General features: G+C 45.9%; 8 protein-coding genes and 1 riboswitch. Of the genes, 6 read left to right on the top strand and 2 right to left on the bottom strand.

What is annotated here, in order from left to right; all coding sequences use genetic code 11:
• Positions 1-27: 27 nt before the first annotated feature.
• A complete protein-coding gene (gene uvrA, locus ACF8OV_RS12380) occupies positions 28-2,850 on the top strand; it encodes an excinuclease ABC subunit UvrA (protein WP_029830918.1) in 2,823 nt (940 codons plus the stop codon).
• A 67-nt stretch (positions 2,851-2,917) separates the two neighbouring features.
• Positions 2,918-4,696: a PglL family O-oligosaccharyltransferase gene (locus ACF8OV_RS12375; RefSeq protein ID WP_025522375.1), complete on the top strand. Its 1,779-nt coding sequence runs from the start codon at positions 2,918-2,920 to the stop codon at positions 4,694-4,696.
• A gap of 118 nt (positions 4,697-4,814) precedes the next feature.
• On the opposite strand, the gene ACF8OV_RS12370 is transcribed toward ACF8OV_RS12375, so the two are convergent.
• Complete coding sequence (locus ACF8OV_RS12370) at positions 4,815-5,936, bottom strand: alanine--glyoxylate aminotransferase family protein (protein WP_258496226.1); 1,122 nt, start codon at positions 5,934-5,936, stop codon at positions 4,815-4,817.
• Positions 5,937-6,262: 326 nt separating this feature from the next.
• Positions 6,263-6,441: riboswitch (Lysine riboswitch) on the top strand.
• A 102-nt stretch (positions 6,442-6,543) separates the two neighbouring features.
• Here ACF8OV_RS12370 and lysC point away from each other — a divergent pair.
• Positions 6,544-7,896, top strand: a complete 1,353-nt coding sequence (lysC, locus tag ACF8OV_RS12365) for a lysine-sensitive aspartokinase 3 (protein WP_140249449.1) — start codon at positions 6,544-6,546, stop codon at positions 7,894-7,896.
• A 123-nt stretch (positions 7,897-8,019) separates the two neighbouring features.
• On the opposite strand, the gene metH is transcribed toward lysC, so the two are convergent.
• Complete coding sequence (gene metH, locus ACF8OV_RS12360) at positions 8,020-11,700, bottom strand: methionine synthase (protein ID WP_317676113.1); 3,681 nt, start codon at positions 11,698-11,700, stop codon at positions 8,020-8,022.
• A 191-nt stretch (positions 11,701-11,891) separates the two neighbouring features.
• On the opposite strand from metH, the gene ACF8OV_RS12355 reads away from it, so the two are divergent.
• From ACF8OV_RS12355 to ACF8OV_RS12345, 3 genes are all read left to right on the top strand, one after another.
• Positions 11,892-13,226 (top strand): sodium:proton antiporter, encoded by a 1,335-nt coding sequence (locus ACF8OV_RS12355; RefSeq protein ID WP_011106084.1) that lies wholly within the window; start codon positions 11,892-11,894, stop codon positions 13,224-13,226.
• 374 nt (positions 13,227-13,600) lie between these two features.
• The gene (locus tag ACF8OV_RS12350) at positions 13,601-13,714 is read left to right on the top strand and encodes a winged helix-turn-helix domain-containing protein (protein WP_229612582.1); all 114 of its coding nucleotides are present in this window, start codon (positions 13,601-13,603) and stop codon (positions 13,712-13,714) included.
• A gap of 241 nt (positions 13,715-13,955) precedes the next feature.
• Positions 13,956-14,087: a transposase gene (locus ACF8OV_RS12345; RefSeq protein WP_203505125.1), complete on the top strand. Its 132-nt coding sequence runs from the start codon at positions 13,956-13,958 to the stop codon at positions 14,085-14,087.
• Positions 14,088-14,238 lie beyond the last annotated feature (151 nt).

Genomic DNA, 14,238 nt, shown 5'->3' with positions numbered 1-14,238 from the left:
AACTTGGTTATACATAGAGCAAAAATGATGGATAAAATAGAAGTTCGCGGTGCCCGAACCCATAACCTCAAAGACATCAATCTGACTATTCCTCGCGATAAACTGACAGTAATTACTGGGTTAAGTGGCTCCGGTAAGTCCTCTCTCGCATTCGATACCTTATATGCAGAAGGCCAACGACGTTATGTCGAATCACTGTCTGCTTATGCTCGTCAGTTTTTGTCTCTTATGGAAAAACCAGATGTCGACCATATAGAAGGTTTATCACCGGCGATTTCTATTGAACAAAAATCGACATCGCATAACCCTCGCTCAACCGTCGGTACCATCACCGAAGTTTACGACTACTTACGTCTGCTTTACGCTCGTGTTGGTGAACCACGCTGTCCTACTCACCACGCCCCATTAGCCGCACAAACTGTCAGCCAGATGGTGGATAAAGTATTGGAACTGCCAGAAGGCAGTAAAATGATGCTGCTTGCTCCAATCGTAAAAGAGCGCAAAGGTGAGCATGTAAAAACACTAGAAAACCTTGCCGCACAAGGTTTTATTCGAGCGCGTATTGACGGCGAAACTTGCGATCTTTCAGATCCTCCAACACTTGAGCTACACAAAAAACACACCATTGAAGTCGTGGTCGACCGATTCAAAGTTCGCCCAGATCTGCAACAACGTTTAGCTGAGTCATTTGAGACGACGCTAGAGCTTTCTGGTGGTATTGCGGTGGTTGCTCCGATGGATGGCGATGGGGGAGAAATCATCTTTTCAGCGAACTTCGCTTGTCCGCAATGTGGTTACAGCATGCAAGAACTGGAACCGAGATTGTTCTCATTTAACAACCCAGCAGGCGCGTGTGGAACTTGTGATGGCTTGGGTGTACAACAGTATTTTGATCCAAGCCGAGTGATTCAAGATGACTCACTCAGTTTGGCACAAGGTGCTATTCGTGGTTGGGATCAAAAGAATTACTATTACTTCCAAATGCTGACTTCATTGGCGGATCATTATGGATTTGATTTGCACGCTCCGTTCAACTCTCTGCCAAAGAAAACGCAAGACGTTATTCTCAAAGGCTCAGGCCGCACCGAGATCGAGTTTAAATACATCAATGATCGCGGCGACATTCGTGTAAAGCGCCACCCATTCGAAGGGATTTTAAATACGCTTGAACGTCGTTACCGCGATACCGAGTCCAACTCAGTTCGAGAAGAGTTGGCTAAATACATCTCGACAAAATCATGCTCAAGCTGTGGCGGTACTCGTCTACGCCTTGAAGCACGTAATGTATTTATTGCCGATACTACCTTACCTGAGATCGTTGAGCTCAGTATTGCAGATGCCCTTACCTTCTTCCAAACACTCAAGCTAGAAGGTCAACGTGCGCAAATCGCAGAAAAGGTCATGAAGGAGATCAATGATCGTCTACAGTTCCTTGTAAATGTGGGCTTGAACTACCTTAATTTATCCCGGAGTGCAGAGACGCTATCCGGTGGCGAAGCACAACGCATTCGCTTAGCGAGCCAAATTGGTGCAGGTCTTGTTGGTGTCATGTACGTCTTAGATGAACCGTCAATTGGCCTCCACCAGCGTGATAACGAACGACTCCTAAAAACACTGACTCATTTGCGCGATTTAGGTAATACCGTACTCGTGGTAGAACACGATGAAGATGCCATTCGCTGTGCCGATCACGTGATTGATATTGGCCCGGGAGCGGGGGTACACGGCGGTAATGTGGTTGCCGAAGGAACGATGGATGAGATCATCGCCAACCCGAACTCTCTCACAGGTCAGTATCTAAGTGGCGCAAAAGAGATAGCAGTCCCTAAAGAGCGTACCCCTCGCGATCCAAAGAAAACCGTCGAGCTACTAGGCGCAACAGGTAACAACCTGAAGAACGTCGACTTGTCTATTCCTGTCGGATTGTTTAGCTGTATTACTGGCGTGTCTGGCTCCGGTAAATCAACGTTGATTAACGATACGTTTTTCAAAATTGCACACACCCAGCTCAATGGCGCTACTACTGCACACCCATCGCCTTATAAGTCGATTAAAGGTCTAGAACATTTCGATAAGGTTATCGACATCGATCAAAGCCCAATTGGCCGAACACCACGCTCGAACCCTGCGACGTACACGGGAATCTTTACCCCTATTCGCGAACTGTTTGCTGGTACGCAGGAATCACGTTCACGTGGTTACAAACCTGGCCGCTTTAGTTTTAACGTTCGTGGTGGTCGCTGTGAAGCTTGTCAGGGGGATGGTGTTATCAAAGTCGAGATGCACTTCTTACCAGACGTGTACGTGCCATGTGATGTGTGTAAAGGTAAGCGCTATAACCGCGAAACACTGGAAGTACGCTACAAAGGCAAAACCATCGATGAAGTACTGGAAATGACCGTCGAGGATGCTCGCACCTTCTTCGATCCTGTTCCTGCGATTGCCCGCAAGCTGCAAACTCTAATGGACGTTGGTCTGTCTTACATTCGTTTAGGTCAAGCGGCAACCACATTATCGGGCGGCGAAGCACAGCGAGTGAAATTAGCAAGAGAGCTATCCAAGCGTGATACGGGTAAAACCTTGTACATTCTGGATGAGCCAACAACTGGTCTGCACTTCCATGATATTCAGCAGCTATTGACCGTACTTCATCGCCTGCGCGATCACGGGAATACCGTTGTGGTTATCGAGCATAACTTGGACGTCATCAAAACAGCAGACTGGATCATCGACTTAGGACCAGAAGGCGGACAAGGCGGCGGAGAGATCATTGCCCAGGGAACACCAGAAGATGTGTCTCAGATCGAAGGTTCGCACACAGCTCGATTCCTTAAGCCTATGTTGAAATAGAAAAAACGGGTAAAGTACAAAGACCAGCCAACGCTGGTCTTTTTTCATTCAAAACAACGCAATATATATGGCTACTATACATGTAAGTGGAACCAAACTTTCTCCTGAAAAAGTACAAGTTCCTCTCAATCGCAAGTTTCTCATCGCTTTGGCCGTTCTGTTTTTACTGGCCATGCACTTTTTTATGCCCAATCCAGGTGGATCAGGGTTAGCCCTATCCTTCAACGCAACAACGTGGATTGCATTTAGCTTTGCGTTAGGTATCGGTTGCTATCAGCTCGCGAGTAACCGCATTTTACGCTATTCAAAGCTAACCATCGGGTTACTGATCAGCGCGATCATCATGACGTTGCCAGTATTCTACCCCAATGCGGACAGCACTCTGGCAGCGAACAAACTTATCGGCCTGTGGAGTGGTTTCCTGTTTTTTGTTGTCTTACAACAATTTCATTTCAGTAATAAGCATCGCCAACGGTTACTTTGGTTCATCGTACTGGCTGTCGTGATTGAAGCTCTATTTGGTCTGACGCAATATCTTTTTCTAAAACCAGGGAATCCTTTCGGCTACGACACGATTGCGAACCGTCCGTACGGGATCTTTCAGCAACCGAATGTGATGGCTAGCTTTCTCGCTACTGGATTAGTCATTGCCAGTTACCTTCTAGCTCGTCAACCCTATAAGTATTCACGTAAGCTAAGCGACGTTTACCTTTTGTATGCCGTACCTGTTGTTACCTTGCCGTTGATTGTCGCGTTAGCTTCGCGCACAGGATGGCTAGCGACCATCATCGGTTTGTTGTTAGTGATTCCGTATATGTATCGCTTTGCAACCAAAGGCCGCTTTATTCGCTGGATCGCAGCTTTGGTTACGGGCTTGGTGCTCTCGTTCGTTGTAATGAGCATTGCATTCCCGGATGGAAGTGGACTGGCGGCTGAGAAAGTGAATATGGAATCACCTCGAGCGTACACTTTCCCTCAAACCTTGGATATGGTGATCGAGAAACCGTTCACTGGCTACGGTTACGGTAAGTTTGAATCTGAGTACATGCTGTACACCGCGCGCCAGCATGCGCTGAATGAGAACTATCCTGCAGGCTTGCCATCGATGGATCATCCACACAATGAAATGTTGTACTGGGGCGTAGAAGGTGGGCTTCTGCCTGTATTAGGCATAATCCTCGCAATGGGATTGGTTTTACATAGGATTTATCAAGCCAAACGTGGCACACGCCTAGCGTTGCTTGCGTTATTCATTCCTATCGTACTTCACTCTCAGTTGGAATATCCGTTTTATCACTCTCTCGTGCACTGGCTGATTTTCATCATTTTGCTGTATTGGGTCGACCAGCGTGTCTCGCGCTATCGCCAAGTTGGGTTTAGCAAAGTGACCAAAAGTCTGCTACGTGTTTTTAGCTTGGTGATTCCGGCCGTGTTTACCTTCTATATGGTGAGCGCACTACACACGAACTACATTCTGACGAAGTTCGAAACTACGCGACCGACTAACCCTGATATTTTGAATCAGGTAAGTAACCCGGTCGTATGGAAAGACAGATTTGACTGGGACGTTTACAGTACCTTTTTGAATATTGGTCTGTACAAGCAAGATCCAAGTTTGATTCAACCTTATATTGATTGGTCATTGCAGATCATTAAAGATAAGCCACGCCCTGCGTTCTACAATAACTTAATCTTGGCTTATCAAGGACTGGATGACAGCAGTAAAGCAGAACAAATTCGTGCTGAGGCTCAATTCCTATTTCCGAACATCGACTTTAGCCAAGTAAATTATCAACCACCCTCACAAGCCAAATCGACAACGCCTAGCGTGTCCGATGCGGAATAGACAAACAAAAAAGCGAAGGACTTCCTTCGCTTTTTTGTTTTCAGCCCAATGATTTTAGGCCCTGTTGGTCTATGAGTAATAGAGTTCCAAGCTCTTGAGACGCTCTAATGCGCAACTCTTACTCAGTTAAAGACTCTTCCAGAGCCTTCAAGCACAGCGCGACATTTTCCGCGCGAGCACCGTATCCCATCAACCCAATACGCCATGCTTTGCCAGCTAACGCACCTAGCCCTGCACCAATTTCAAGGTTGTAAGTTTCAAGTAGATGCGCGCGAACTTTCGCTTCATCGATCCCTTCCGGCACATAAATCGCGTTCAATTGAGGTAAACGGTAAGCTTCTTCCACTACAAATTCAAAACCCAGTTTCTGAAGACCATCTTTCAACTTCTCATGCATCAATTGATGGCGAGCCCACGCGTTCTCAAGCCCCTCGTTCTGTAACACAAGCAGCGCTTCATGCAATGCATATAGGCTATTCACTGGAGCTGTGTGATGGTAGCTACGCTTACCTTCCCCACTCCAGTACCCCAACACTAAGCTTTGATCGAGGAACCAACTTTGAACTGGCGTAGTGCGCGATTGAATTTTTTCGATAGCAGCCGGAGACAGCGTCACCGGAGACAAGCCAGGTACACACGACAAACACTTTTGACTGCCTGAGTACACAGCATCAAGCTGCCATTCATCGACTTTTAACGGTACGCCGCCTAACGATGTAACGGCGTCCACAATCGACAACACATTATATTGCTTGGCTAACTTACCTAGAGTTTGCGCATCATTGACAGCACCGGTTGATGTCTCAGCATGCACAAAAGCCAGAATTTTTGTATCAGGATGTTGCTGTAGTGCTTGTTCAACTTTATCTACTGAAACAGGCGCACCCCATTCATCATCGACTAGCACCACTTCGCCACCAGCACGAATAACGTTTTCACGCATGCGCTCGCCAAAGACACCGTTTCGACAAACGATGACTTTGTCACCTTTCTCGATCAAGTTAACGAAACAAGTCTCCATCCCAGCACTGCCTGGAGCAGAAACCGCAATAGTGAACTCATTTTCGGTTTGAAAAGCGTATTTCAACAGCTGTTTAAGCTCATCCATCATCGCGATAAACAGAGGGTCTAAATGACCAACCGTTGGACGGCTAAGGGCTTGCAATACCTGCGGATAAACATCGGAAGGACCAGGGCCCATTAAAATTCGGTGAGGGGGAATAAAGCTTTGGATCGGCATGTCAGCTCCTTGATTGCAGTCATTTAGCCTGAAAGAAGTCATTTTTAGAATTATTTGCCATCAAAACATCGTCACTCTTCATGCTTTGCAAGAAAACTCACTTGAATTATTTAACAAGTCGTTCACCAGAAAACAGGAGCAATTTTCATTTCGATTAACAATACATTCAGGCATCAAAGGTTTCACACTAATGTATTTTGTTGCACACGGCAATTAGCCCTAAGTATAGAGGTCAAACCACTGTCACAATTTCGTTAATAAAAACCATCATTCTGGTTGAAATATTGATTGACATTGTGACGTCAAAACCGTTCAATGTTTGAGCTTTATGTAGAAGAGGAGCACTGCCCAGGCAGATGATTTGTGGAACCGCAATTCCAATACCAATCATTCAGGGGGAGTAGTGCCGAGGTAAGTCAAAATTGCAGGGTTTGGCTTGTCGGTTGACTTGGGTTGAGTCCCATCAACTGTCATCAGCACCGTCTGATGAAGAGCTTCTGAGGGTACATTTTCAAATGACAATCTAACTACCTCTCTTTTTGCTCTGTTCCTTTCCTCACAAAACATTGGATGTGTATATTTTTTAGGAAGTCGTGGGAGAAACGCAGTGAGCGCATTTAACGTAGCTAAATTCGGTGGGACCAGTGTTGCCAATTTTGAGGCAATGAGTCGTTGTGCCACCATCATCGAAAACAATCCAAATACTCGCCTTGTTGTTAGCAGCGCTTGCTCTGGGGTAACCAACATCTTGGTAGAACTAGCCAATGGCGTTCAAGATCAGGAACACCGTGCTGAGTTACTAAAGGACCTAGCTGAGATCCATGATTCCATTTTGGCTCAATTGGAAGATGCGACAGAAGCCTCTTCAGAGGTGTACGGAATTTTAGATACCGTGACCAGCCTTGCAGAAGCCGCCTCAATTCAAGCAAACACCAAACTGACCGACCACCTTGTGGCATGTGGTGAGTTAATGTCGACGCACATTTTGGCGCAGCTCATGCGAGAGCGTGGTATCAATGCAGTACGATTTGATATTCGTGAAGTACTAAGAACCGATGACAACTTTGGTCGCGCAGAACCGAATGTCGAAGCCATTGCTCAACTAGCGCAAGAGAAGCTTATCCCTTTATGCCTTGATTCTGTCGTCATCACACAGGGCTTCATAGGCTCTGACGAAGAAGGCAATACAACAACGTTAGGCCGTGGTGGTAGCGACTACAGTGCAGCCTTGATTGCTGAAGGTGTGAAAGCATCTGGACTTGAAATTTGGACAGATGTTCCTGGTATTTACACGACCGATCCTCGCATCGCACCAAAAGCGTCACCAATCCCAGAGATCAGTTTTAGTGAAGCCTCTGAAATGGCTAACTTTGGCGCGAAAATATTACACCCATCAACACTGGTCCCTGCTCTGCGCCATGATATCCCGGTTTTTGTTGGCTCATCCAAAGAACCAGAAAAAGGTGGCACGTGGATTCGTCATCAAGTCGAAAGCTCACCGCTGTTCCGTGCTCTCGCTCTGCGTTGTAATCAAACGATGGTCACTCTGCGTAGTGCGAACATGTTCCATGCGTACGGCTTCTTAGCAAAAGTATTTGAGATTTTAGCCAAGCACAAAATTTCGGTAGACCTTATCACCACTTCAGAAATCAGTGTGTCACTCACACTGGATCAAACTGATACCTCAGGAGGCGCACCACAACTTCCTCAAGCAGCACGTGAAGAGTTGGAAGAGTTGTGTAAGGTCGAAGTAGAACATGGCCTTTGTTTGGTAGCCTTGATTGGTAACAAGATGAGTGAACGTAAAGGCTATGCGAAGCAAGTGTTTGGTACGCTAGAAGATTTGAACTTACGCATGATCTGTTATGGAGCAAGCCCTCATAACCTGTGCTTCCTTGTGAATGAGTCGGTGGCGAAGCAAGCCATTCAGAAGCTGCATACAGAGCTCTTCGAACAATAACATTGGTTTGTTCCTCAAGTGACCACTAACGTGGTTCAAAAAGCATAACGTGGTTTTGAGGGAACAACGACAAATTAAAGGGCTGCACATTGGCAGCCCTTTTTTATTGCTTGTTCACTTGATTTAGCCGTTAATGTTTGGCCCCAACCATTTTTCAGCTTCGATCCTATCCCAACCTTTACGATCAGCATAACTCTCTAACTGGTCGTCTTGGATCTGAGCGATCGCAAAATAGCGAGAGTCTGGATGTGAGAAATACCAACCGGACACTGATGCCCCCGGATACATTGCATAGCTCGTTGTTAGTGACATACCGATGTTCTCTTCAACATTCAGTAACTCCCAAAGCGGGCCTTTCTCTGTATGCTCAGGACAAGCTGGGTAACCCGGTGCAGGACGGATCCCTTGGTACTTTTCACGAATGAGCTCATCATTCGATAGATTTTCATCTGCTGCATAGCCCCAAATTTCTTTCCTGACACGCTCATGCAAGTATTCAGCAAAAGCTTCGGCTAAACGATCCGCCACCGCTTGAATCATGATGGCGTTGTAGTCATCGCCTTGCGCTTTGTACTCATCGGCCAACTCACGCTCACCGATACCGCCAGTTACTGCAAACGCTCCAACCCAATCCTGTTTGCCAGATTCTTTTGGCGCGATGTAATCCGACAAGCAGTAGTTAAAGCCTTTAGGCTTTTCTGTTTGCTGACGAAGATTGCGCAATACTTTAGCAACCTCGGTACGCGACTCATCGGTGTACACTTCAATATCATCACCCACACTTGCCGCTGGGAATAGGCCACATATCCCGCGAGCCTTAAGCAATCCTTCACGCTCAACTCGATCAAGCAGCTCATTGGCATCATGGAATAGACGCTGAGCCTCCTCACCCACTTCTTCATGTTTGAAGATTGTCGGGTATTTTCCTACCAGCGACCACGTCATGAAAAACGGCGTCCAGTCGATATACTTGCGTAAGGTTGCGACATCAAAATCATCAAAAATATGGAGGCCTGGTTTTGCAGGAACTGGTGGCGTGTATGCATCCCAATCTATCGCGACTTTATTTTCACGCGCTTGTTCTAACGTGACAGGCTTAGTACGCGGCTTCTTACGATTGTGTTGGTCACGAACACGCTCATAATCTGCATCCAGTTTTTCTATAAAGGCAGGTCGACGTTCATCGGAGAGTAATGACGAACAAACCCCTACTGCGCGCGACGCATTGTTTACGTAAACCACCGGATTTTTGTAGTTCTGCTCAATCTTAACGGCGGTGTGCGCTTTGGATGTGGTAGCCCCACCAATCAGAAGCGGAAGATCAAAATTGAGACGTTCCATCTCTTTAGCAACATGAACCATTTCATCCAGAGATGGGGTAATCAACCCAGACAAACCGATAATATCAACATTCTCTTCTAGCGCGACTTTTAAGATCTTTTCACACGGTACCATCACGCCAAGATCGATGATCTCGTAGTTATTACACTGCAGTACAACGCCTACAATGTTTTTGCCGATGTCGTGCACGTCACCCTTCACTGTCGCCAACAAAATTTTTCCGTTACTGCTACCAGATTGTTTTTCGGCGTTAATAAAAGGCTCTAAATGCGCGACAGCTTGCTTCATTACACGTGCAGATTTCACTACTTGAGGTAAGAACATCTTACCCTCACCAAATAGGTCACCCACCACGTTCATGCCATCCATCAAAGGACCTTCAATCACTTCAAGTGGCTTTGCCGCATTTACACGTGCTTCTTCAGTGTCTGCGACAATGAACTCTGTGATCCCTTTAACTAACGCATGCTCTAAACGTTTTGCGACAGGCCAAGTTCGCCACTCAAGCGCAGAGGCATCTTCTTCTTTGCCAACGCCTTTATCTGCGTACTCAGCTGCGATATCTAACAATCTTTCTGTAGCGTCATCTCGACGGTTAAGCACAACGTCTTCTACTGCTTCTCGTAGTTTTTCCGGTACGTTGTCATAAATTTCGAGCTGCCCCGCGTTCACAATGCCCATATCCATACCGTTTTTAAAACAGTGATAAAGGAATACGGCATGGATTGCTTCACGAACGTAGTTATTACCGCGGAAGGAGAAAGACACGTTCGACACGCCACCGGAAATCATCGCGTGTGGCAAATCACGCTTGATGTCCGCTACAGCTTCAATGAAATCAACAGCATAGTTGTTGTGCTCATCAATACCCGTTGCGACGGCAAAAATGTTCGGGTCAAAAATAATGTCTTCTGGCGGGAAGCCAACTTCGTCTACCAAAATACGATAAGCATTTGTACAGATTTCTAGCTTGCGCGCGCGCGTTTCTGCCTGACCAACCTCATCGAATGCCATGACGATCACAGCTGCGCCATAACGACGGATCAGTTTAGCTTGCTCAACAAATTTCTCTTTGCCTTCCTTCAAAGAGATAGAGTTCACAATACCTTTACCTTGAATGCATTTCAGACCCGCTTCAATCACTTCCCATTTGGAAGAGTCGACCATGATTGGCACTTTGGAGATTTCTGGTTCTGAGGCACATAGGTTTAGAAAACGCACCATACAAGCCTGTGCGTCTAACATCCCCTCATCCATGTTGATGTCGATGATTTGGGCACCATTTTCAACTTGCTGACGCGCGACTTCTAATGCTTCGTCATACTGTTCTTCTTTGATCAAACGTTTAAAGCGAGCAGAACCTGTGACGTTAGTTCGCTCACCGACATTGATGAATAAAGTCTCTTTCTCAATCGTTAATGGCTCTAATCCAGAGAGACGACAAGCAACAGGCAAATCTGGCAAAGCGCGAGGTGTAACACCTTCAACGGCCTGCGCCATTTGGCGAATATGCTCCGGCGTTGTACCACAACAGCCACCAATCAGATTTAAAAAGCCGCTGCTAGCCCACTCTTTTACATGCTCTGCCATATCTTCTGGAGAAAGGTCATATTCTCCAAAAGCATTCGGCAAACCTGCGTTAGGGTGTGCGGAAACAAATGATTCAGAAATACGAGAAAGCTCTTCCACGTATGGGCGCAGTTCATCTGGCCCCAATGCACAGTTAAGACCGAAAGATAACGGCCTTACATGACGTAGAGAGTTGTAAAGTGCTTCCGTGGTTTGCCCTGATAACGTTCGGCCCGAAGCGTCGGTAATCGTACCGGAAATCATGACAGGCAGTGCAACACCAAGCTCTTCAAATACAGAATCGACAGCAAAGGCACATGCCTTTGCGTTCAATGTATCGAAAATAGTTTCGATCAAAATAAGATCAGCGCCACCTCTGATTAACGCTCGAGTTGACTCGGAATACGCTTCAACCAGCTCATCGAAAGAAACATTGCGGTAGCCGGGATCATTCACATCAGGGGAGATAGAGCACGTTCGGTTGGTTGGACCAAGTACACCTGCAACGTAACGAGGTTTGTCAGGCGTTTTCGCCGTCCACTCATCGGCAACTTCACGAGCCAGTTTTGCCGCGGCGAAGTTAATCTCTTCACTCAGGCTTTCCATCTCATAGTCAGCCATCGCAATGGTGGTCGCGTTAAAGGTATTGGTTTCTAGAATATCAGCGCCGGCTTCAAGGTAAGCGCTATGGATTTCCTTAATTAGTTGAGGCTGGCTTAGCACCAACAAGTCGTTGTTGCCTTTTAGATCACAGTGCCAATTGGCAAAGCGCTCTCCTCGGTAATCTTGCTCTTCAAGTTTGTACCCTTGGATCATGGTGCCCATACCACCATCAATCAATAAGATACGTTGCTTCAATTGAGCTTCAATCTGTTGTCTTACTTTGCTTCCCACAGTACAGCCTCATTCCTTTAGTTATGATTCCATCCTATCACACAAACTTCAGGAGTCTAGACGTCTAAATGGATATTTAATGATTATTTTATCTCCTTCTTAACTTGCAAAATAAACCCGAAAAAATGTTTGCTATTTAGACAGCATCAGCCGAGAATTCCATTCATAAAATGTTACAAATAGAGAGCTCTATGTCGGTCTATCATACTTTATGTTTTCTATCCGCAGCTGCAATGCTAATTGCTTTTGTAAACAGCAAGATAGGAAAGATGCAAACCACCATCGCCATTACAGCTGGTTCAATGGTTCTTTCTCTACTTATTTTGATCGCCGGTCAAAACAACTGGTTTCACCTTACGGAGATTGCAACCGAGACGGTAACAAGGATTAACTTTGAAGACTTTTTGTTGAAAGGCATCCTTGGATTTTTGCTTTTTGCTGGCGGCTTGGGCATCAAGCTACCCAACTTAAAAGATCAAAAGTGGGAAATCACGGTATTGGCTCTTGGAGCAACCCTGTTCTCAACCTTCTTCATCGGCTTTGTTCTTTATGGCCTTTGTATGCTGATCGGCATACAGTTTGATTTGGTTTACTGCTTGCTATTTGGCGCATTAATCTCGCCTACCGACCCGATTGCCGTTCTAGCTATCGTTAAAAAGTTAGATGCACCTAAACGTATCTCGACACAGATCGAAGGGGAGTCACTATTCAATGATGGCTTCGGCTTGGTTATTTTCGTCACGCTTTTCACCATTGCATTTGGCTCAGAAGCACCAACAGTCGGTAGCGTCACTCTACTCTTCATCCAAGAAGCGATTGGCGGGATCGTCTATGGCTTTCTATTGGGCTTAGTATTCCACTACCTAATCAGTGCTACTGACGATCATTCAATGGAGCTACTACTTACCATCGGTGTTCCTACAGCAGGTTACGCATTTGCTGAGTACATTCATGTTTCAGGCCCACTTGCGATGGTGGTGTCGGGAATTATGATCGGTAACTGGACGCGCTTTATTGGCTTCTCTAAAGAGAGTGAAGACCACCTAGACCACTTCTGGGAGTTAGTAGATGAGTTCCTAAACGGCGTGCTATTCCTATTAATTGGTATGTCGATGCTGCTATTTAAGTTCCATGAAGAAGACTGGATCATGATGGCAATTGCAGTCCCTCTGGTGCTAGCCTCTCGCTATCTCAGCGTCTTTATCTCATACATAGGCTTTAAACGTTACAGAAAATACAACCCATGGTCAGTAAAAATTTTGACTTGGGGTGGCCTACGTGGCGGCCTAGCGCTAGCAATGGCACTTTCAATTCCATCAGGGATTTGGGTGGTTCAAGACAAGCTGATCGATGTAAAAGAGATCATCCTTGTAATGACCTATTCGGTTGTGGTGTTCTCTATCCTTATTCAAGGTTCAACCATTACACCAATGATTGAAAAGGCGAAAGCTGAAGAAAAAAAGATGGAAGATGAAAAGCTAGCTCAAAGCTCTTTAGCAGAACAAAGAGAACAAACTGAAGCCTAATTCCATTCTCCCCATATTTAAAAAGCAGCTTTAGGGCTGCTTTTTTATGCTCTAAAATTCGAAGACTTCACCAACAATATTATCTAGAAACCTCGCCGTTCTACTCTCCTCAGAGCGAAGCCCGAGCCTAATACCAATCTAAGTAAAAATATGAACTAATTGAGGCCATTCAGATGAAAATGAGACTGCTGGCCCTTGCTCATTTCAAAGATGGGTACTCACGCACACAAATCGCCCAAGTTTCTCAAGATAAGCCGAACCAGTGTCAATAAGTTGGTCCAAACCTTTCTTGAAGAAAGGCTGGAAGGACGGCAAGAAAAGCCAATGATACACAAGACGGAGAACTGACTGGTTCCGACATCCACGCTTACATCATGAAAGAATTTGGCAAGCACTACCGCCCTGACTTTATCTATTACCTGCTCGACCACATGGGCTTTTCATGGATAACTTCCCGCTCAAAACACGACAACACACTTATGGACTGAAAAAGCAGCTCGCCCAAGAGCCGAGAAACAACAATTTGAGTATGCTTATCTGTTCGGTTCAGTCGTCGCAGAAGAGGAATTGGTGAGGCTATCATTGTCCCTGGGTTAATAAAGACATCATGATAGAGCACTTAAAACAAATATTGGCAGTCACGTAGGAAGGACGTCACGCCGTCGTTGTAATGGATGGCGCAGGATGGCATACAGAAGAAATTGCCAATGACTTTAAAATGTCAGTGTCATCAAACTTTCGCCCTATTCTCCAGAGCTAAACCCTATCGGACAAGTATGGCGTTGGTTGCGGCAACGCGATTTAGCCAATCAATATTTTACTGATTACGACGACATCACCTCCAAAGTCTTCGATGCATAGAATCGGTTTTGGATTGATCCAAAATAGTCACCCAATGTGCTCGAGAAGGTGGATAGACCTGACCAGTTAATTTTCCAGATTGGTATAAATGGCGAAGTCGTGGAACTGCAGATCATCGAGAATGGTCTTTCTTGGAAGGGAAAAGACAGCC

Origin of the sequence: Vibrio sp. GLN_1, assembly GCF_043106015.1 — a bacterium.
Classification (GTDB): Bacteria; Pseudomonadota; Gammaproteobacteria; order Enterobacterales; family Vibrionaceae; genus Vibrio; species Vibrio parahaemolyticus.
This window is presented reverse-complemented; position numbering and strand designations above follow the sequence as displayed.